This window comes from Rhodanobacter sp. A1T4 (assembly GCF_014207185.1).
Taxonomy (GTDB): domain Bacteria; phylum Pseudomonadota; class Gammaproteobacteria; order Xanthomonadales; family Rhodanobacteraceae; genus Rhodanobacter.
In genome coordinates this window covers 266,847-286,708 of the sequence record NZ_JACHCP010000001.1, presented here as the reverse complement: position 1 = coordinate 286,708, position 19,862 = coordinate 266,847, and the positions used below count along the sequence as shown (strand labels likewise).

At 60.3% G+C, this 19,862-nt stretch carries 17 protein-coding genes; 12 read left to right on the top strand and 5 right to left on the bottom strand.

The genetic code is table 11. From position 1 onward, the window contains the following. The first annotated feature begins 5 nt into the window (after positions 1-5). The 3 genes from HDE80_RS01325 to HDE80_RS01315 are packed head-to-tail and all read left to right on the top strand — an operon-like array spanning position 6 to position 2,459. Complete coding sequence (locus tag HDE80_RS01325) at positions 6-875, top strand: CheR family methyltransferase (protein WP_184667126.1); 870 nt, start codon at positions 6-8, stop codon at positions 873-875. Next, positions 862-1,428 (top strand): chemotaxis protein CheB, encoded by a 567-nt coding sequence (locus HDE80_RS01320; protein ID WP_184601944.1) that lies wholly within the window; start codon positions 862-864, stop codon positions 1,426-1,428. The genes HDE80_RS01325 and HDE80_RS01320 overlap by 14 nt, the downstream gene beginning before the upstream one ends. 20 nt (positions 1,429-1,448) lie before the next feature. Further along, the gene (locus HDE80_RS01315) at positions 1,449-2,459 is read left to right on the top strand and encodes a diguanylate cyclase (protein ID WP_184667751.1); all 1,011 of its coding nucleotides are present in this window, start codon (positions 1,449-1,451) and stop codon (positions 2,457-2,459) included. A 101-nt stretch (positions 2,460-2,560) separates the two neighbouring features. Here HDE80_RS01315 and HDE80_RS01310 read toward each other — a convergent pair whose 3' ends face one another. Both HDE80_RS01310 and HDE80_RS01305 read right to left on the bottom strand, forming a co-directional pair. Then, positions 2,561-5,077: an acyl-CoA dehydrogenase gene (locus HDE80_RS01310; RefSeq protein WP_184667124.1), complete on the bottom strand. Its 2,517-nt coding sequence runs from the start codon at positions 5,075-5,077 to the stop codon at positions 2,561-2,563. Positions 5,078-5,089: 12 nt separating this feature from the next. Continuing rightward, positions 5,090-6,064 carry an alpha/beta hydrolase gene (locus HDE80_RS01305; RefSeq protein ID WP_184667742.1) on the bottom strand — a complete coding sequence of 325 codons (975 nt, stop codon included), beginning with the start codon at positions 6,062-6,064 and terminating at the stop codon, positions 5,090-5,092. 151 nt (positions 6,065-6,215) lie between these two features. On the opposite strand from HDE80_RS01305, the gene HDE80_RS01300 reads away from it, so the two are divergent. From HDE80_RS01300 to HDE80_RS01280, 5 genes are all read left to right on the top strand, one after another. Next, positions 6,216-6,794 carry a TetR/AcrR family transcriptional regulator gene (locus HDE80_RS01300; protein WP_184601941.1) on the top strand — a complete coding sequence of 193 codons (579 nt, stop codon included), beginning with the start codon at positions 6,216-6,218 and terminating at the stop codon, positions 6,792-6,794. A 130-nt stretch (positions 6,795-6,924) separates the two neighbouring features. After that, complete coding sequence (locus HDE80_RS01295) at positions 6,925-8,709, top strand: phosphoenolpyruvate carboxykinase (GTP) (protein WP_184667122.1); 1,785 nt, start codon at positions 6,925-6,927, stop codon at positions 8,707-8,709. Positions 8,710-8,854: 145 nt separating this feature from the next. After that, the gene (locus HDE80_RS01290; protein WP_184667115.1) at positions 8,855-9,418 is read left to right on the top strand and encodes an RNA polymerase sigma factor; all 564 of its coding nucleotides are present in this window, start codon (positions 8,855-8,857) and stop codon (positions 9,416-9,418) included. Continuing rightward, entirely contained in the window at positions 9,415-9,867 is a 453-nt protein-coding gene (locus HDE80_RS01285; RefSeq protein WP_184667113.1) for a hypothetical protein, read from the top strand. The genes HDE80_RS01290 and HDE80_RS01285 overlap by 4 nt, the downstream gene beginning before the upstream one ends. 17 nt (positions 9,868-9,884) lie before the next feature. After that, positions 9,885-10,787, top strand: coding sequence for a DUF4097 family beta strand repeat-containing protein (locus HDE80_RS01280; RefSeq protein ID WP_184667111.1), 903 nt, complete (start codon positions 9,885-9,887; stop codon positions 10,785-10,787). A gap of 200 nt (positions 10,788-10,987) precedes the next feature. Here the strand turns inward: HDE80_RS01280 and HDE80_RS01275 are convergent, their stop codons facing one another. Beyond that, positions 10,988-11,902, bottom strand: coding sequence for a hypothetical protein (locus HDE80_RS01275; protein ID WP_184667109.1), 915 nt, complete (start codon positions 11,900-11,902; stop codon positions 10,988-10,990). Between the two features lie 266 nt (positions 11,903-12,168). Here HDE80_RS01275 and HDE80_RS01270 point away from each other — a divergent pair, with 266 nt between their 5' ends. Continuing rightward, a complete protein-coding gene (locus HDE80_RS01270; RefSeq protein WP_184667107.1) occupies positions 12,169-15,069 on the top strand; it encodes an EAL domain-containing protein in 2,901 nt (966 codons plus the stop codon). A 79-nt stretch (positions 15,070-15,148) separates the two neighbouring features. On the opposite strand, the gene HDE80_RS01265 is transcribed toward HDE80_RS01270, so the two are convergent. Further along, positions 15,149-16,048 (bottom strand): Hsp33 family molecular chaperone HslO, encoded by a 900-nt coding sequence (locus HDE80_RS01265; protein ID WP_184667105.1) that lies wholly within the window; start codon positions 16,046-16,048, stop codon positions 15,149-15,151. Positions 16,049-16,176: 128 nt separating this feature from the next. Here HDE80_RS01265 and mtgA point away from each other — a divergent pair, with 128 nt between their 5' ends. The 3 genes from mtgA to HDE80_RS01250 all read left to right on the top strand — a co-directional run bounded on the left by mtgA (position 16,177) and on the right by HDE80_RS01250 (position 18,491). Then, entirely contained in the window at positions 16,177-16,917 is a 741-nt protein-coding gene (gene mtgA, locus HDE80_RS01260) for a monofunctional biosynthetic peptidoglycan transglycosylase (protein WP_184667103.1), read from the top strand. A gap of 73 nt (positions 16,918-16,990) precedes the next feature. Continuing rightward, positions 16,991-17,929 (top strand): glycosyltransferase family 2 protein, encoded by a 939-nt coding sequence (locus HDE80_RS01255; RefSeq protein ID WP_184667101.1) that lies wholly within the window; start codon positions 16,991-16,993, stop codon positions 17,927-17,929. Positions 17,930-18,062: 133 nt separating this feature from the next. Then, on the top strand, positions 18,063-18,491 hold the full coding sequence (locus HDE80_RS01250) for a CBS domain-containing protein (protein ID WP_184667099.1): 429 nt from the start codon (positions 18,063-18,065) through the stop codon (positions 18,489-18,491). Between the two features lie 65 nt (positions 18,492-18,556). Here HDE80_RS01250 and HDE80_RS01245 read toward each other — a convergent pair whose 3' ends face one another. Next, positions 18,557-19,819, bottom strand: a complete 1,263-nt coding sequence (locus tag HDE80_RS01245) for an MFS transporter (RefSeq protein WP_184667740.1) — start codon at positions 19,817-19,819, stop codon at positions 18,557-18,559. Positions 19,820-19,862: the final 43 nt, after the last annotated feature.

The window sequence follows — 19,862 nt, the reverse complement described above, 5'->3', positions numbered from 1 at the left end:
GTTCCATGTCGATGCCGCTACCTGATATCGAACTGGAACAGATCGAGATGGATCTGTTCGTGCTGGCGCTCAAGCGCCGACACGGCTTCGACTTCAGCCAGTACGCGCCGGCATCGCTGACCCGACGGGTGCGCCAACTGGTACAGGTGCACCAATGCGCGAGCATCACCGAACTAACCGCACGACTGCTGCACGAAGCGGATTTCGTCACGCAGGTGGTGCAGGGATTATCGGTGCCGGTATCGGAAATGTTCCGCGACCCGGCCGTGTTTCGCGCATTGCGCGAGCAGGTGCTTCCGATGCTCGCCTCTTATCCGCGCATCAACGTCTGGCAGGCCGGCTGTGCGAATGGACAAGAAGTGTATTCGCTGGCGATTTTGCTGGAAGAGGCGGGCCTGTACGAGCGCAGCCATATCTTCGCCACCGACTTTAATCCCGATGCGCTGCAACGCGCCAGCGAAGGCATCTATCCGGCCAAGGATGCACAGCTGTGGTCACGCAACTATCTGGAGGCCGGCGGCAACCACACGCTCGCCAACTACTACAGCGCCCGCTACGATTTCATTCGACTGCACGAGCGCCTGCGTCGCCATATCACCTTCACCAACCACAACCTGGTGACCGACAGGATGTTCTGCGAGGCGCACCTGGTGCTGTGCCGCAACGTGCTGATCTATTTTTCCAACCCGTTGCAGAATCGCACTCTAGCGCTGTTTCGCGACAGCCTGGTGCGAGGCGGCTACCTCTGTCTGGGTCTGCGCGAGAGTCTGGACTTTGCGCCGGTGGCGGTTGATTTCAGTGCCGTCGATGCCGGCATGCGGCTGTATCGACGCACGCTGCAACTAACTTCTGAAACATGCGATGCGCCGGCCTGAATTGATTGCCATCGGCTGCTCTCAGGGTGGCTTCAACGCGCTCAGGATTTTGCTGGGCGGCCTGGATCGACGGTTGTCACAAACACTACTGGTCTGCTGTCATACATCCGGTAATGTCGATTCGTTGTGCGAACTACTGGGCAACCATTCCGCGTTGCCAGTGATGGAAGCACGCGAACGGCAGTTGGCCACTGGTGGCGCCGTGCACATTGCGCCCGGCGGCTATCATCTGCTGATTGAGAACGATAGGCATTTTGCATTGTCCGTCGACGAGCAAGTGTGCCATTCCAGACCATCGATCGACGTGATGTTCAGCTCTGCCACCGACGTTTATCATTCGGCCATGATCGGCGTGATATTGACTGGTGCGAATCGCGATGGCGCCGAAGGTTTGGCGAGAATTCGCCAACGCGGCGGCATCGCGGTGGTACAGGACCCCGAAAATGCCGACGCATCGGCCATGCCGTGTGCAGCGCTGGACCTTGCCGGAGCTGATTACTGCGTAGCGCTGGAACAGATAGCGCCATTGTTGAACCATCTTTGCCTGGCCTGAGTTTGTCTACCTTGAATACGATGCTTCCGAAAATTCTCGTCGTTGACGATACCAACGCCAACCTGGTCGCCATGCGCCGATTGCTGGCGCGCAGCGGCGCAGCGATTTTCGAGGCGACCAGTGGCAACGAGGCGCTGGCACTGTGCCTGGATCATCAGTTCGCGCTGATCCTGCTCGACGTCAACATGCCCGATATGGACGGTTTCGAAGTGGCCGCCCTGCTCAGCGAAACGGAGCAGCTGCACGAGACACCGATCATCTTCGTCACGGCAGCCTACGCGGATGACATGAGCCGGCTCAAGGGTTATCGATCCGGTGCGGTGGATTACGTGGCCAAACCAATCAACGACGTGATCCTGCAGTCGAAGGTGCGCATCTTTCTGGAACTGTACGCCGCGCGTACCGAACTTGAACAGGCGATGACATCGCTGTCCGAGCGTAACCAGCAGCTGACGGTGGAAATCGCCGAACGCAAAAAAGTCGAGGCGCTGGTGCGCCATCAAGCCAGCCACGATGCCCTCACAGGCCTGCCCAATCGCATGCTGTTTCACGATCGATTGAACGTTGCGATCAATCATGCGCAACGCCATCACGGAAGGTTTTCACTCGCCTGCATCGACATCGATGGTTTCAAGAACGTCAACGATGAACACGGCCATCCCGCAGGTGATGCGTTGCTGCAGGAAATCTCCAAACGCCTGCTTGAAGAACTACGGCGCAACGACACCGTGGCACGCATTGGCGGTGACGAATTCGCGCTGATTCTCGAGGAAATCGACGATCCGAAGCTCGCCCTTCAGCTCGGTCAATCGCTCTGCAAGGCACTCGCCGAGCCATACACACTCACCGTGGGTGAAAGCACGATCGACGTGCGCGTCGGTGCCAGCATCGGCGTAGCGCAGTATCTCGAAAGCGATCGTCAGGATGCCGACGAACAGCTGATCCGGTCAGCCGATCGTGCCATGTACGAAGCCAAACACGCCGGAAAAAATTGTTGCGTACTGGCGGATATATCCACAGCGGCAACTTAAGTTTTGCCTGACCCGCCAGCACGGGGGAAAACAAAAACGGCGGGCAGATTAACTGCCCGCCGTTTTTTTATGCCATCCAGATTTATACCGCCTGGCCGACCTTAGCCTTCGGCGTTCTCGGCCGTACGCACCTCGGGCTTGCGAACCCATGCATCGGCCTGCGCTTCGGCCTGCCGATCTGCACGGGTCTTGAACGCGCGTAATTCGTCCGGATGGAAGTCGTCGACCGAGATGAACTCAAACACGCTCTCGCGTACATGCTTGAGCAGAGCGGCCTCGGTAGCGCTCAGCACGCCAGCCTTCTCCGCCTCAACCAGCTGCTCGAAGTAATCGTGCGCCTTGAACTGGCCGCTCTTCTGCGCCTTGGCAAATTTGCGATCCACCGGCTCGGACAGAATGACTTGTGGCAGCAGTGCGTTCATACGGCCAACCACGTTGTTCGGTGTCGGCGTGAGGTAGGCATACTCCAGCAAGCGATCGCGCGCTTCGCTAGGCCCCGTGATCAAGGCAGCCACGCGGCGACCCAGACGATCGGACGGTGGCACCTCACGGCGACCGAACGGGAACACCAGCGCGCGCAGCAGCCACGACACCGGGCGGACGGGGAAATTACGGATGGCGCCATCGAGCGCTGTCTGCGTACGCCACATGCACTCGTGGAACGCCCACGCCAACAATGGACGATCCGCCTCCGGCCGACCGGCGTCTTCATAGTTCTTCAGCATGGCGCTGGCGATGTACAGATTGCTCAACACGTCGCCCAGACGCGCGGACAGCTTTTCCTTGAACTTCAGCTTGCCGCCCAGCACTCCCATGAATACGTCGGCACACAGCGCCAGCGCTGCCGAGTAACGGTCGAGCTTGCGATAGTAACGACGGGTGTAGTTGTCGCCGGCACTCTCGCCAATGCGCGAGCCGGTAAGACCGAACACGAAGCTGCGCACGGCGTTGGACACACCGAAGCCGAGATGACTGAACAGCAGACGGTCGAATGTCTTCAGCTGTTCGCTGCGATCGGTGATCGCCAGCGCCTGCATTTCCTTCAGCACATAGGGATGGCAGCGGATCGCGCCCTGACCGAAGATCATCAGGCTGCGCGTCATGATGTTGGCGCCCTCCACTGTGATGGCGATCGGCACCGCCTGGAACGAGCGGCCGGCGTAGTTCTTCGGACCGAGCTGCACACCCTTGCCACCCAGCACGTCCATCGTATTGGCGGCGACTTCACGACCCCACTCGGTCGCGTGGTATTTCGCAATCGCCGAGGTCACTGCCGGCTTCTCGCCACGGTCAACCGCGGCTGCTGTCGACTTGGATAAGGCAGCGGTGGCGTAAGCCAGGCCACCGATGCGTGCGAGCGCCTCTTCCACGCCTTCGAAGCGGGCAATCGACAGGCCAAACTGCTTGCGCATGCGCGCATACGCGCCCGTTGCTGCAACCGCACCGCGAACCGCGCCGGTGGCGCTGGAAGGCAGCGAAATCGCACGACCGACCGACAGACACTCGACCAGCATGCGCCAGCCGTGACCCGCCATGTGCGGGCCACCAATCAAGGTGGACAGTGGCACGAACATGTCCTTGCCGTGGATTGGGCCATTCTGGAACGGCACGTTCAGCGGGAAATGACGGCGACCGATCTGCAGCCCAGGCGTCGTACGCGGCAACAGCGCCAGCGTAATGCCAAGATCTTCTTTCTCACCCAGCAGATGCTCGGGGTCATACATACGGAAGGCCAGACCGACCAGGGTGGCGATCGGTGCCAGCGTGATGTAGTGCTTGTCGAACGTCAGCTTGAGGCCCAGCGTCTCGACACCATCAACCGTCTGCTTGCAGACAATGCCAAAGTCGGGGATCGAGGTGGCATCAGAGCCAGCATACGGACCGGTAAGTGCGAAGCACGGAATCTCTTCGCCGACCGCGAGACGTGGCAGGTAGTGATTTTTCTGCTCGTCGCTGCCGTAGTGCAGCAGCAGCTCGGCTGGCCCGAGCGAGTTGGGCACAGCCACGGTCGAAGCCACCGTGGACGACATGGTCGACAGCTTCTGCAGCACGGCCGAATGGGCGAGCGCGGAGAACTGCAGACCACCGTACTGCTTCGGGATGATCATGCCGAAGAATTTGTTCTTCTTGATGAAGTCCCAGACGTTCGGCGGCAAATCAGCCAACTCATGTGTGATCTGCCAGTCGTCGATCATGCCGCAGAGTTCTTCCACTGGGCCGTCCATAAAGGCCTGCTCTTCTACGCTCAATACCGGCTTGGGCTGCTTCATCAGCACGCTCCAGTTCGGCTTGCCCGAGAACAGCTCGCCCTCGAAACCGATCGTGCCCGCTTCCAGCGCGGTCTGTTCGGTATCGGAGAGCTTCGGCGTGACCTTGGCGAACGTCTTCAGGATCGGCGCACTGATCTGGCGGCGACGGAAACTCACCATCAGCAGCGGCACGGCGATCGCCAGCTCGATGATCAGCAGGATCAGCATGGTCAACGGCGCGCCCGCGATTAGCCCAACCACGAATGTGGTGACTATCGTGGCGATCGCCCATGTGCGCAGGCTGGAACGGTGGTAAGCGCAGGCGCCAGTCGCTATCAGCGCTGCCAGGATGGTCAGTAACACAGACATATCAACACCTCATCATGGTTGAACAGCACCGGCATAGTGCCGGTCATCGGGTCGATCCAGATCTTGTTGATTCGACAAGTCGGGTTGGCTCGAGTTTGGTTGGGCCAGATTTTGTTGAACGAGGTCTTGTTGAACGAGATCTTGCACAAAGCGCGCAACCTCGCGCGTGAAGGCATCATTCGAGTCGCCGGCCACCATATGCGTGGCATGCGGCAGCTCCACATGCCGTGCGTGTGGTACGCGCTGCAAAAATTCCTTGACCGTATCGCTCGACACCACGTCGCTGCTTGCTCCGGACAACAGTAATACCGGCACGTCGATCCTGGATGCCGCTGCGAGCAGGCGCGGCTGGTAACGCTCGCTTTGGGCTACCACACCGGCCAACAGGGCAGGATCCCAGTGCCAGCGCAGTCGCCCATCGGGGCCTTTACGTAACAGCGGACGCAGCTGTTCTTCAGTCTTGCGTTCGCGTCGCTGCGGCAGATAGCCAGCGATCTTTTCGGCCGCTTCGTCATAGTCGGCAAAGCCCTCTGGATAGGCCTGCATAAAGGCGAGAATGCGTTCCACGCCAGCGGTTTCCCAACGCGGTGTGATATCGACAAGAATCAGTGCCCGGAATGGTGACGGTGTCATTTCCCCCGCCACCAGCATGCCCAACAGCCCGCCCATGGATGCGCCGACCAGAATCGGTGGCTCGGGTTGGGCTTTGGCGATTCGAATCAGATCATCGGCGAACTGCTCCATGCGATATTCGCCATCAAGAACCCGATCGCTTTCGCCATGGCCGCGACTGTCGAACGTGACACATCGACAGCCCTCTTCAGCCAGGGCAGTCGCTGCAACATTCCACGCGCCGCGCGTCTGCCCGAAGCCATGCGAAAAAAGCAGCACCGGCCGACCCGCAGCGTTACGCGTTTCCACCGCCAAATTCAGATCGGCGACCGGAAAACGACAGACCTCAGCGCTGGCAGTGTTCGGGGAAACCATACGGATGAGTATGGACTGTCGCGGCAAGTGCCGTCAATACGCCGGTTTTCCGCCATCATTCGCCAGCTCAAGTGCCAATAGATACCTTGAAATTTCAATGATATAAATCGCGCCGCATTACAAATTCAAAGCGTGTGGCTACCATGCCCCAATGAACGCCGCCATAAAACCGGAACGCACCCGCCTATCCGCCGAGGATTGGGAACTCGCCGCGCTGCATCTGATCGCCGAGCAAGGCGTGGGTGCCTTGGCCGTCGAAGCGTTGGCACGACAGCTTGGCGTCACCAAGGGCAGCTTCTACTGGCATTTCCGCACTCGCGAGGCCTTGCTGAACGCCTCGCTAGAGCGTTGGGAGCAGTACGGCGAGCGCGAAGTGATCAACCAGATCGAGCAGATCGCCGATCCGCGCAAACGTCTGCCCGAATTGTTTCGTCGAGTCGCCCACGAGTTGCAGCCGCACCGTGTGTATGCCGCGCTGCTGAAAGCACTTGATCATCCACAGGTAGTCCCGGTGATGGCACGGGTGTCGCAGCGGCGAATGGAATTTCTCACTACCGCCTATAGCGAAGCCGGTCTGCCTTCGATCGAAGCTCTCAACCGCGCACGCCTGACCTACGCTGCTTACGTGGGCTTTCTGCAGCTCAACTTCACCCTGGGCCTGCCGCGCATCAACCACGAAGAGTTCGATGCCTACGTGGAACACATGATTGCGACCCTGATTCCAGCCTGATCCGTTCATCACATTGGAAGTGATTCCATTAAGCCGCCCGGACGGCCTTTTGCTGCGTCACGCCTTGCAATGCCAATGTCTGCAAACTACCGTTTCCATTCTCAATTCATGCAAGACCAGAGGGAAAACGATGGCGAGTAAGCTGGAAGCACTCGAGCAGTGGGTCAATGAAGTCGCGGCCCTGACCAAACCCGATCGCATCTATTGGTGCGATGGTTCGGACGCCGAATATCAGGCGCTGGTGCAGCAAATGCTGCAGACCGGCGACCTGATCGAGTTGAACCAACAGACTCACCCCGGCTGCTATCTGCACCGCTCCAATCCTTCTGACGTTGCGCGCGTCGAGCACCTGACGTTTGTCTGCCATACGGACAAGCAGGACAGCGGCCCGAACAATCACTGGATGGCACCGGCCGAAGCGCACGCAAAGATCGATGCCCTATTTGATGGCTGCATGGCTGGCCGCACGCTGTACGTGATTCCCTACTGCATGGGTCCGATCGATTCCCCGTTGGCGCGCTGCGGCGTGGAGATCACCGACAGCCCCTACGTCGTCGCGAACATGCGCATCATGACCCGCATGGGCGCAGCGGCACAGGCGCGGATCGAGCGCGAAGGACATTTCGTCAGGGGGCTGCACTCCACCGGCGAACTCGATCCCGAACGTCGCTTTATCATGCATTTCTCCGAAGAGCTCACCATCAAATCGTATGGCTCCGGCTACGGCGGCAACGCCCTGCTGGGCAAGAAGTGCCATGCATTGCGCATCGCCAGCAATCAGGCCCGCACCGAAGGCTGGATGGCCGAACACATGCTGATCGTCGGCATCGAGAATCCCAAGGGCGAGACGCATTACATCGCCGCCGCGTTTCCTTCTGCCTGCGGCAAAACCAACCTGGCCATGCTGATTCCCCCGGAAGGCTATCGCCAGGACGGCTGGAAGGTCTGGACGATCGGCGACGACATCTGCTGGATGCGGCCCGGCGAAGGTGGACGTCTGTACGCCATCAATCCCGAGGCTGGCTTCTTCGGTGTGGCACCGGGCACCAGCGAGAGCAGTAATCCGAACGCGCTGGTCACCATCGCACACGACACCATCTACACCAACGTGGCGGTGACTGCCGACAACCAGCCGTGGTGGGAAGGCCTGCCAGGCAAGCCGGTCACCGACTGGCAGGGCCGCCCCTACGATGCCGCCAACGGTCCCGCGGCGCATCCGAATTCGCGCTTCACCGTAAGCGCAAAGCAATGCCCGACCTGGTCTGAAAAGGCCGAAGCGCCGCAGGGCGTGCCGCTCAGCGCCATCGTGTTCGGCGGTCGTCGACCCTCGCTGCTGCCGCTGGTGATGGAAGCCCGTGACTGGACACACGGTGTCTTGATGGGGGCTGCCATGGGCTCGGAAACTACGGCGGCGGCAACCGGTGAGGTCGGCGTGCTGCGACGCGACTCGATGGCAATGAAGCCGTTCTGCGGGTATCACTACGGCGACTATTTCGCGCACTGGCTGTCGTTCGATCAGCCCAATGCCAACTTACCCAAGATCTTCCACGTCAACTGGTTCCGCAAAGGCTCTGACGGCAAATTCCTGTGGCCCGGTTTTGGCGACAACCTGCGCGTGCTGCAGTGGATGATCGATCGTGTCGAGGGTCGCGTTAACGGCGTCGATACCGCGATCGGTACGCTGCCGTTGGCTGATGAACTTAATCTCGATGGACTGAAACTCGACCGCGCCAGGCTCGACGAACTGCTCGAAGTGGACAGCGCCGCCTGGCAGGATGAACTCGCCGCCATCGGCGAATATCTCGATACTTTCGCACCGCGCCTGCCGGAGCGCCTGCGAAAAGAGCAGCAACGCGTCGCACGGGCAGTGGCCAAGGCAATCGAGCAACCGCACCGGAAGGCTGCCGCCTCCTGAGTCGACCGATTGCAGCCGTTCGCCAATCGCCTATGATCGGATCATGCCATCGACCTGACGCAACTCAGTCGATTCAAACCCTTCTGCGCTTGGATGCATCCAAGCTGGCAAGATGATCTCCGCCTGCCCTGCCATTGGACCTTCCATGTCACCCGTCGCCACCGCGGTAGCCAACGACGGTGACGACGTTCGCGCAGCGGCAGCGGGTGATCGGAGGGCGTTCCAGCGGCTTTATCACCTCCACGTGGGCCGCGTGCATGGCGCGGTCTATCGACTTGCCGGTTACGATCACGCTCGCGCAGAAGATTTGACACAGGAAGCCTTCGTTCGCGCATGGCAAAAACTTCCCGGCTTTCGCCATGAAAGCGCATTCGGCACCTGGCTGTATCGACTCGCGGTCAATGTGGCGCTGATGGATATTCGCGCCCGCGGCGCTGATCCGGTCAGCATGGTGGACGATGAACACCTACCTGATCCCGGCCAGACGCCGTTTTGCGCCGCCGAGCGCGAAGAACTCGAACGCGCTATCGCTTTGCTGCCGCCACGCGCCCGCGCGGTGCTGGTACTGCACGATATTGAAGGCTGGCGACACGAAGAAATCGGCAACGAACTCAGCATGGCCGTTGGAACATCAAAAGCACAACTGCACCGCGCCCGCGGCCTACTACGCAAGACATTGGGATCCGCAGCTGCGGGAGAAATGACATGAACGAATTCGAATGGCGCCGGCAAATGCGCGACCTGCGTCAGCCACTCACCCCTCGCCAGGATTTGTGGAACACGATCGACGCTGCACTGGACAATGCCGGGCCGGCAGTAACCGACAGCGCGTCGACCGCGAGGCCTCGATCGGGAAATCCACGGCGCTGGCTGATCGCCGCCGGTTTTGCAGCATCGTTGCTGCTCGCCGGCTTTGTCGGCTGGCACGCGAGGTTTGCGTCAGCGCCGGCACCGATGGCTAGCACGCAGCCGACCACGACAAATTGGAAACCCACCGACCCCCGCCTGACCGGCGCGGCCACACAGCTGAATGCTGCGCGCATGGAATTGCAGCAGGCAATCCAGCAAGCACCCGATTCACCAGCGCTGCAACGTTTACTCATGCGTACCGAGCGTCAACAGAACCAGCTTCGTCAGCTGGCGACTGACGCCGGCTGACGCGCTCAGGAATGACCATGAAAATTACCCGTTACTTTCCACTGCTGCTGTGTTTTTGCATTGGTCAGGCCTTGGCTGAGACACCGATCAATCTGCGCCACGATGCCAGCGCCACGGCCCGCGTCAGCGTCAGCAACGTCGCCGGCACGGTGACCGTCATCGGCTGGGATCGCAATGAGGTGCAGGTCAGCGGTCAACTCGGCGATGGCACCAAGCCATTGACGATCACCGGCAGCAACAGTGACCTCTCGATCAAGGTCGAACCCCAGGGCGGCTCAGGCTGGTTGAATTGGAACAGCGACAGCAAGATGTCACCGAGCACACTGGAACTGCACGTGCCCAAGGCCGCCTCATTGGATATCAGTGTGGTCAGCGCGCCGCTGGTCCTCGATGGGCTCGACGGTGGCAACATCGAGATCAACAGCGTCAGCGGCAGGGCGCGCATCAGTGCGCGCACACCGTCGCTCAAAGTGGACAGCGTCAGCGGCAATATCGAACTGGCTGGCCATGCCGAAATGGCCAGTTTGCAGACGGTCAGCGGCGACATTCTTGCGCCGACCCTCGGCAGCGAAGTAAAGCTGGAGACGATCTCCGGCCATATTCAGGCCAATGGCGGCCCTTGGAAAAAGCTGACTTTGAGCACCGTGTCTGGCGATGTGCAACTGGCTGGCAGCGTTGCTGCCGATGGCAATATTGGGATCGACAGCATGAGCGGCAACGTGCAGTTGCAACTGCCTTCAACCATCTCCGGCTCGCTTCACGCGAGCAGCTTCAGTGGTGATCTGCGCAGCGACTTCGGCACGCCGGAAAAACCCGAGCACGGGCCAGGCAGCAGTCTGGATGTCCATTTGGGCAACGGCAGCGGCAAGATCAACATCGAAACCTTCAGCGGCGATCTGCACATCCGCAAACAGGACTGATCGTCAGCCGCTTAGTCGCAAACACGTTTGCAGAGTGCAGAGCCTTAAATGGCAGGCTTATAAGCCTGCTGGCCATAAATGGCACGGCCACAAACTGCTTGCCATAAATGGCGTAATTAAAAATTTCGCTTGCCACAAGCGAAAACGCCATCGTGTGAGCGATGGCGTTTTCAAGTTCGGTTTTGAAAACCAACGAACGATCAGAGATCCTGGTGGTACTGCACGTAAGGCGTACGCGACTGATCCGGCTCGGGACCGACTGGCGTATTGGAAGGCGTACCGGATGACCAAAGATTCTGCGCACCGACGCTCAACTGGCCGCGCCACGGCAGACGCCACGTGACACCCAGATCGATACTGTTCCAGCGGCGGTCGGGACCGAAATTGGCGCCGGGGACGCCAAGCTGCGGCTCCATCGTGCGACCAATCAACATGCCGCTCAACGCGCCATGATCAACGCCAAAGCTCAAGGCTTTCTGGTCCAGTGTATTGATGCCCAGCAGATTACCCGGCAGCAAGTGGATGCGGCCAACGCTGGCACCCAAATCGATACCACTGGTATTGCCGAATGCCAATCGACCACGCGCATTGACCTGGGCACTGCTGTCAAAGCTCGACAAGCCATCAACACCCGCCGCAACGCTTGGAAGTATGCGTGGCAACGTTGGATTGTTGTCCTGCGTGCTGTTGGCGCCGACGCTGAAGCCAAGGCTGTAGCGTCCGGCGTTATACGTGGCGCCCACTTCGCTGCCTATAACGCGGGTGGGTTGATTGACCCAGGTGTGCTGGCTGATCTCCGCGTTCGCTTGCAGATTCGGCGCCAAGCCATATTGCAGACCGGTCGACGTGACGCTGGATGCGTCAACAACGTGAAAGGACAGCAGCGAGTTGTTGCGCAGCGCATCAGCGCTGCCACCGTTATCCGCCTTGAGCGCCAATAGATGACCATTGGCACCGAGCCAGAGCGGCACAACTACACCGGGTCCGACTTGAGCCATCTGCGCCGGCTGCTGTGACAGCAGCTGTTCGCCAACCGCGTTATCTCCAACCGCAGACTGCCCGGCCGCAGCGAGCGGCAACAGGAACATCAGCAGTGGCAAATACAGTCGGCGCATAAGCTTGGGTAACGTCGTTTCCGGTGGATATCTTGCGAATGCAGTATACCCGAACTTTACAAATAACTAACACCCTTCAAATACGGTCAAAAGCCCATACCAGCTCACAAAAAGCAGGCCAAGGCCCTTGAATGACCTTTGAAAGTATTGAGTTCCCCGTACGTCACAAAGCTGGCTACGAAGCCAACTTACACGATATAAGCTTACACAACAAAATGCTGTACCGATACGTCGATCCACAAGACCGGCCCGGAACTATTACCTCCATGAGTGTCACGCCAACGATCCGTCAATCCCAGCCATTTCTTGTGGCGCGAGATCTTGCGTCTCTGCGTGATGCCGTCGAACGACTGTTCGAGGCGTCCGATGCGGGTGGTGTGATGGACATTGGCGAGCTGATGGTGCGCAGCCTGGGTATTCACGGACAGCTTCGCTGGCGACACAAAGATGAACAACCGGCTCCGTTGACGGCCCAGCTTGAACTCGCCGAGGATCCTCAGGGTTCACGTACACTGACCATGGAGTGGGACGGCCAGCCGCTGCTGGATGACGTGCAGGAACAATTGGCCTGGCTTGGACGACTTTCCGGCGCGCGTCTGCGCCAGTTAGCCGAAACCAGCCGGCTCTACGAGGCCATCTCGCGTCTGGCCTTGGCCGAGCGGCTGCAGCGCGCCTTGTATGCCATCGCCGAACAGGCCGGTGCCGGACACGACATGCCCGAGATGATGCGCTCGCTGCATGCCATCGTCAGCAGCCTCATGTATGCCGAAAACTTCTATATCGTGCTGCACGACACCACGACCGACACCATCCGCTTCCCTTACTACATCGACACCGTCGATACCGATCCGCCGCCACCCGATCAGGACATGCCGCTGCAGGAAATGCTGCACAGCCTGACCTGGAACCTGTTACACGAGGGTCGGCCGATGATGGGCTCGATCGAGGAATTGGGGCAGCAGTTCGGCGAGCGCTTCGTGCTGATGGGCCCCAGCTGCGAACACTGGCTGGGCGTTCCGCTGCTGCGCGCAGGCAAGGTCGTCGGCGGCATCGTGGTGCAAAGCTATCGCACGGATACACACTACTCCCGGCATGACCTGGAGCTGCTGAGTTACGTTGCGCAGCACGTGCAGACAGCGTTGGAGCGACGCGAGGCGCATCTCGAACTGGGCCGCCGGGTGACCGATCGCACCGCCGCGCTGCGCGAGGCGAATCGTGTGCTGCGCCAGCAGGTTCTGCAGCGCCAACGTGGCGAACGTCTGCAAGCTGCGCTGTTCCGCATTGCCGAGCTGGCCAATACCTCGGGCAGCCTGGAAAATTTTTACACAGCCGTGCATCAAGCGATCAGCGGTCTGCTCTACGCACGCAATTTCTATATCGCGCTGGTCGATGAGGAAACGGAGTCACTGACTTTCCCCTACTCCGTCGACGAGATTGATAACGTGCGCCCTCCGCGCGTGCATGGTCGCGGTGCCACCGAATATGTCCTGCGCCATGGCACTCCTTTGCTGGCGTTTCCTGCCGACATTGATCGACTGGTAGCGACGGGCGAAATCTCACACTTCGGCGCGAGTGCCGTCTGCTGGCTTGGCGTGCCGCTGGTCTGGGGCGACAAAGTCATGGGCGTACTGGCGCTGCAAAGCTACTCGCTCGAACACAATTATCACGAACGTGATCAAGAGCTGCTTACCTTCGTCAGTTACCACATCGCCAACGCGCTGCAGCGCCGATATGCCGACTCATCACTGAAGCAGGCTTATGCGGGGCTGGAACGTCGCGTCACCGAACGTACCCGCGCGCTGGCGTTGGCAAATCGCGACCTGCGCGAACAGATCGCCGAACGCGAACGTGTCGAGCGACGGCTGAAATACGAGACGCTACACGACTCGCTGACCGGCCTGCCCAACCGTACCCTGCTGCTGCAACGGCTGGAGCAGGCCATGCAGCGTTACATCGAAAATCCGATCGAGCAGTTTGCCGTGCTGTTTATCGACCTGGACCGCTTCAAGGTCATCAACGATTCGGTGGGTCACCTGATCGGTGATGATCTGCTGTTCCAGGTCGGCGGGCGTATTCGGGCCTGCCTGAAGACCCGCGACGTAGTCGCACGGCTGGGCGGCGATGAATTTGCCGTACTGCTCGAGGGCATTGCCGACACCGGCAAGGCGATGGTGATCGCCGAACGCATCATCGTCGAGCTGCAGACGCCGTTCCGGCTTGGCACCAAGGAGATCTTCACCTCTGCCTCGATCGGTATCGCCCTGTCCAGCCCGCACTACAAGCAGCCCGAAGAGCTGCTGCGTGATGCCGACGCAGCGATGTACAACGCGAAGGATGGTGGTCGTCATCGGGCAGCGATGTTTGACGAACGGCTGCGTCGCGAGGCGCTGTCGCTGCTGGACATGGAGAGCGATCTGCGCCACGCGCTCAGTCGCAACGAGTTCGTGCCGTTCTATCAGCCGATCGTGGAACTAGCCGATGGCCGGGTTGCCGGATACGAAGCGTTGCTGCGCTGGCATCATCCCCAGCGTGGGCTGCTGTTGCCGCATGATTTTCTGCTGATCGCCGAGGACTGCGGCTGCGCCGAGGCGATCGACTGGCATATCTTCGAGCAGGTCTGCAAACAAGGCATGAAGCTGATCGGTGCTGATGGCTTTATCAGCATCAATGTATCCGGTCGGCATTTTCGCTCTCCCGATCTCGATCAGAAGCTGCTCGCGTTGTTCGAGCAATATGCGGTGCCAGCACAATGCATCCGCATCGAGGTCACCGAACACGCCCTGCTGGAGAATCCCAACCAGGTGAAACAGATGCTGCAAAATCTGCGCAACCATGGCATCGGTATCGCGCTGGATGATTTCGGTACAGGCTATTCGTCGCTCAGCTATCTGCATCGGTACCCGTTCGAGACGCTGAAGATCGATCGTTCCTTTATCACCGAGCTGCCTGTCGACGATCAGGAAACCCAAGGGCTCGCGCTGGTGCGCGCGATCCAGGTGCTGGCCGACTCACTGCAGATGAAAGTGATCGCCGAAGGCATTGAGGAAGAATCCCAGCGGCAGGCGTTGATGAAAGTCGGCTGCCGCTATGGCCAAGGATTCCTCTTCGCCATGCCGCAGGCAGCGGAAACCTGGCTCGGCGCCGTCACGCCACCGCGGCGGACCTGATCCTTTCCTCAGCGACAACGCGTCGAGCCATGCACCGACGCCTTTCCGTCCCGATATTCAGACCGACTCAGCCCATGCACTATTGTGTCGTGTCTGGCGTTCCCAACACTGCACTGTCGCTGAGCAGATGCTCCGCGTCGATTCGATCGAACAGATAACGTTGCGCGCAGAACTCGCAGATCACCTCGATCTCGCCATCGCGCGCCTCCAGCGCCGCCTCGACCTCTTCGCGACCCAGCGAGCGCAGCATCGCCGTCACCCGTTCGCGACTGCAGCTGCAACCGAACGCCAGCGGACGCGATTCGAACAGCCGCACGGACTCCTCGTGATACAGCCGATACAGCAGCTCCGCCGGCGCCGTGGTCAGTAATTCGTCAGCGCCCAGCGTAGCCGTGAGCTGGACGACACGGTTCCACGCGTCCTTGTCATCCGACGCGTCGCGGCCGCCTTCGTCAGGCACCTTCTGCAGCATCAGGCCAACGGCGTAATCAGCGCTGGTGGCCAGCACGATGCGCGCGGGCAGCTGTTCGGACTGGACGAAATAATTTTCCAGCGCATCGGCCAACTCAGGATGCTGCAAGTCAACGAGCCCCTGATAGCGCTGACCACGTTCCACGTTGCCGATGGTGATCGCCATGATGGCATCTGGCAGCGCATGCAACTCCAGCGGCTCGATCAGCGGATCATTCCAGCGCGCCAGGCCACGCAGGCGGCCTTCGTCGTTGCATTCAGTGAACAGCAGGCGCAATGCGCCAGTGCTTTTCAGTTCGATCGACAGCGCACCGTCCAGCTTGATGTTGCCGGTAAGCAGCGCACTGGCAGCCAGCGCCTCGCCCAGCACGGCATGCAGCACCGGTGGATACTCCGCGCGACCCGCCACATCACGCCAAGCCGGACCCAGCCGAACCAGCGCGCCGCGGATACCTGCGTGCTCGAGCAGGAAGCGATAGAGAACGTCGTCGACTGGCAGGTTTTCCAAGGCAAGAGCCCTCGTGAAATCGGAGTGTTGTGGTCTGGGCAAGCATTTGCGGCAAGGCATTCAAATGGGGGCGCGGCCGGCTCGGAACAACGCCCTTATACTCGCCATACTTCCGATTGCGTGCCGCCATGTCCAACCTTTCCCGTCGCTCTCCATTGCGTCGTCTGCTACGCCTGCTGGCGATCGTCGTGCTGGCATGGCTGCTCATGACGTGGCTGCTGGTGCTGGTGCTGCGCTTTGTGCCGCCATGGACATCGGCAGTGATGGTCGAACGCCAGCTTGGCGCGTGGGTGCATCGCGAGCCGAATTTCCATCTGCGCCAGCGCTGGGTACCGTGGAACCAGATCTCCCCATGGGTGCCGCTGGCCATGGTGGCGGGTGAAGATCAGAAGTTTCCCTACCATCACGGCTTCGACTTCGACTCGATTCATAGCGCCATCGACGAAGCCGATGACGGCGGGCGCTTGCGCGGCGCCAGCACGATCAGCCAGCAAACGGCGAAAAACCTTTTCCTGTGGAACGGTCGCAGTTTCGTGCGCAAAGGACTGGAAGCGTACTTCACCGTGCTGATCGAACTGACCTGGCCGAAGCAGCGCATTCTCGAGGTCTACGCCAACATCGCCGAGCTGGGTGACGGCGTTTACGGCGTGGGCGCTGCCAGCGATACGTTTTTCCACACCGCCCCTGCGCGACTGAGCCCCGCGCAGGCGGCCCGACTGGCGGCCGTGCTGCCAAGCCCGCGTCGTCTGCATGCCGATCAGCCCAGTGCTTACGTGATGCGCCGCGCCGGCTGGATTGAGCAGCAGATGACGCAGTTGGGCGGACCGGGCTATATCGAAGGCCATGCAACACCGCGGATGAAGCGCTGACGGTCCGCCGTCGCCGATTCGCCTGACCGGCAACACTTGGTTAGCATGGCGCATCCTTGCTTCGGCGACATCCATGCCGCAACTTACCGTCGTCGTTCCCGCGTACAACGAATCGGACGTGCTGATGGTCTTCCATCGGCGCCTGAGCAAGGTGTTGGATAGCCTGTCGCTGGATTGCGATGTGCTCTATGTCGATGACGGCAGCAAGGACGATACCTGGTCAATTATCGAGAAGCTGGTAGCCGACGATCCTCGCACCGGCGCGATCAAACTTTCACGTAATTTCGGCAAGGAAGCCGCGATGACCGCCGGCCTCGATCACGTGACGGCCGATGCCGCCGTGGTGATCGATTCTGACCTGCAGGATCCACCGGAACTCATCCCCGTGCTGGTTGAACAATGGCGCGCCGGCTTTGATGTGGTCTATGCCACACGCAGTGCGCGGGAAGGCGAAACCGGCTTCAAGCGATTCACCGCGGCAGCCTTCTATCGGAGCATGAATCAGCTGTCCGACACCGCGATACCGCGCGATACCGGCGATTTTCGTCTGCTCTCGCGACGCGCACTGGATGCGCTCGCTCAACTGCGCGAGCGTCAGCGTTTCATGAAAGGCTTATTCAGCTGGATTGGCTACAGGCAAACCGCTGTGCGTTACCTGCGCGAACCTCGCCAGGCCGGCACCACGAAATGGAATTACTGGCGGCTGGCACAACTGGCCATCGAAGGTATTACCTCGTTTTCCACGGCGCCATTGCGCCTGGCAACCTGGGTCGGCATCGCCTCAGCCGGGTTGGCTTTCGTGTATGGATTCATCGTGCTGATCAGGGCGCTGTTCTACGGCGATGCGGTACGCGGCTACCCCACCCTGATGCTGGTGATCCTGTTTCTCGGCGGCGTCCAGCTGCTGGCACTGGGCGTCATTGGCGAATATCTAGGCCGGAACTATGCGGAGAGCAAACGGCGGCCGTTGTATTTCATCGAGGAACAGCGCCAGCCGCGCAAGCTGCATTGAGTTTGGGGATTTGAGTGCGCGATAGACACCAAAAGCCAGCCAGACAGGTCTTTACGGGAGCACTACATTCCAGTCGCTGAGCGGGGGTAGACTCGACTGACTCGGCCCGTCCGGGCCTGTGGGAGACCCAAGCATGCATCAGGTCAAACATCTGCTGGAAAGCAAGGGCAGCGCGATTTTCACCATTGCCCCGGAAGCGCCCGTGCTTGAAGCGATCAAGCATATGGCCGAGCACCGCGTTGGCGCGCTGCTGGTCATGCGCGATGGTCATCTGTTGGGCATCGTGTCGGAGCGCGATTACGCACGCAAAGTCATCCTGCAGGGACGATCCTCGGCTCAGACCGCCGTTTCCGACATCATGCGCAGCGAGCCACTGACGGTGAGTCCGGATACCGACGTGTTCGACTGCATGCGGCTATGCACTGACAGCCGCGTGCGGCACCTGCCGGTGATGCAGGACAATGCCGTTGTCGGCGTGATCTCGATTGGCGATCTGGTCAAGGCGGTGATCGACGCGCAGGCGGAACAGATCGAGCATCTGCAGCGCTATATCACGAGCTGACCCTACATCGCCCGAGATCAAGCACCCTCCTGCAACCGCCACGTTTGCAGCGGCAGGAATTGAAGTCACTTCTGCGGCGGCTTCGGGGCTTCAGTCACCCGCTGCCCATCGGGCGCCAAATCGGGAGACCAGCCCGCGCGCCGCGCCACCGCTGTTGCCAGCGCGGCGACACCGGTGCCCAGCAATGCCAGTCCCGCAACGCCAAGACCGAACGCGTGCAGGCCGTTCACGGAACTGGTCACCAATAAGTCGCCGAAACGCCATACGGCCGTCTCGACAAAATTCTTGCCCTTGTAGCGCGTCTCGAGCGGCACGCGGGTGTACAGCGAATCCACTGCCGGCTTGGTCATGCCGTAGGCAAAGCCGCGCGTCGTGACAATCAGCACCACCAGTACGGACACACCGTAGCCGAACACCGTGATGCTGCCACCACCGAGCCATGCAACGCCCGCCAACAAGGCCAGGTTGACGATCGACGGCAACACCAGCCCCCAACCGGCACCGCGGCGAATCAACAGCCAGGGCGTCAGCGTGAGCTGCAGCAGCGCGCCAAGTATATTGGTATACAGATCCAGATCGTTGTAGAACGCCGTGCGCGCCACGTTGCCGATGATATGCGCCTTCGCGTAGTCGGCAACCAACGCATAGGCCAAGGTGCCTATGCCGTCACCGAACAGCATCAACAGCGCCATATAGCGCAAAAATTGGCGCGACCAAAGCTCGCGCACGCCAGCCCACAGCGAGCCACCCACAGCTTCTTCGCCATGGCTGCCCGGCTGCCGATCGTGCTGAGCGGAAATTCGCAGCAGCAGGATCAGTGCCAGGCCGAGCGCTACCGCTGAGACCATCAGCAATGGGGCCACGCCAATCCACTGCACCAGGAACTTGGTCACCAGTGGACCAAAGATGGCTCCGGCCATCCCGCCCAGTGCAATCAGCGAAAACACTTTTCGCGCCTGAAGACTGGAAAAGATGTCGGCCATGAAACTCCAGAACAGCGACACCACGAACAGGTTGAACACGCTGACCCAGACAAAAAACACCACACCGAGTTCGCGCGCCCCGATGCGGTCCTGCACGACGAAAGCCGGCACGAATGCCAGCAGGCAGAGAATGAAAAAGCTGTAGCTCCAGCCCAGCAGCTGCCGGCGCGGAAAGCGCGCTACCAACAAACCGAATACCGGCGTCAGCAGCAGCATCACGACAAACACTGCTCCGTAGAAAAGCGGCAGCGACTGCGAGCCAACCGCACCGCTCAATTGATTCCCCACGGGCCGAACGATGTAATACGACGTCATCACGAAAAAAAACGCCAGCGCTGAAAGCATAGGCGCGGAGGCCTGCGCCACAACAGGATGGCCCACAACGGCA

Coding starts and splice junctions, on each gene's coding strand:
- HDE80_RS01300 (WP_184601941.1), top strand. CDS start 6,216: ATGAACGCCGCCATAAAACCGGAACGCACCCGCCTATCCGCCGAGGAT.
- HDE80_RS01250 (WP_184667099.1), top strand. CDS start 18,063: ATGCATCAGGTCAAACATCTGCTGGAAAGCAAGGGCAGCGCGATTTTC.
- HDE80_RS01245 (WP_184667740.1), bottom strand. CDS start 19,819: ATGCTTTCAGCGCTGGCGTTTTTTTTCGTGATGACGTCGTATTACATC.
- HDE80_RS01280 (WP_184667111.1), top strand. CDS start 9,885: ATGAAAATTACCCGTTACTTTCCACTGCTGCTGTGTTTTTGCATTGGT.
- HDE80_RS01275 (WP_184667109.1), bottom strand. CDS start 11,902: ATGCGCCGACTGTATTTGCCACTGCTGATGTTCCTGTTGCCGCTCGCT.
- HDE80_RS01270 (WP_184667107.1), top strand. CDS start 12,169: ATGAGTGTCACGCCAACGATCCGTCAATCCCAGCCATTTCTTGTGGCG.
- HDE80_RS01320 (WP_184601944.1), top strand. CDS start 862: ATGCGCCGGCCTGAATTGATTGCCATCGGCTGCTCTCAGGGTGGCTTC.
- HDE80_RS01285 (WP_184667113.1), top strand. CDS start 9,415: ATGAACGAATTCGAATGGCGCCGGCAAATGCGCGACCTGCGTCAGCCA.
- HDE80_RS01290 (WP_184667115.1), top strand. CDS start 8,855: ATGTCACCCGTCGCCACCGCGGTAGCCAACGACGGTGACGACGTTCGC.
- HDE80_RS01295 (WP_184667122.1), top strand. CDS start 6,925: ATGGCGAGTAAGCTGGAAGCACTCGAGCAGTGGGTCAATGAAGTCGCG.
- HDE80_RS01310 (WP_184667124.1), bottom strand. CDS start 5,077: ATGTCTGTGTTACTGACCATCCTGGCAGCGCTGATAGCGACTGGCGCC.
- HDE80_RS01325 (WP_184667126.1), top strand. CDS start 6: ATGTCGATGCCGCTACCTGATATCGAACTGGAACAGATCGAGATGGAT.
- HDE80_RS01255 (WP_184667101.1), top strand. CDS start 16,991: ATGCCGCAACTTACCGTCGTCGTTCCCGCGTACAACGAATCGGACGTG.
- mtgA (WP_184667103.1), top strand. CDS start 16,177: ATGTCCAACCTTTCCCGTCGCTCTCCATTGCGTCGTCTGCTACGCCTG.
- HDE80_RS01305 (WP_184667742.1), bottom strand. CDS start 6,064: ATGGTTTCCCCGAACACTGCCAGCGCTGAGGTCTGTCGTTTTCCGGTC.
- HDE80_RS01315 (WP_184667751.1), top strand. CDS start 1,449: ATGCTTCCGAAAATTCTCGTCGTTGACGATACCAACGCCAACCTGGTC.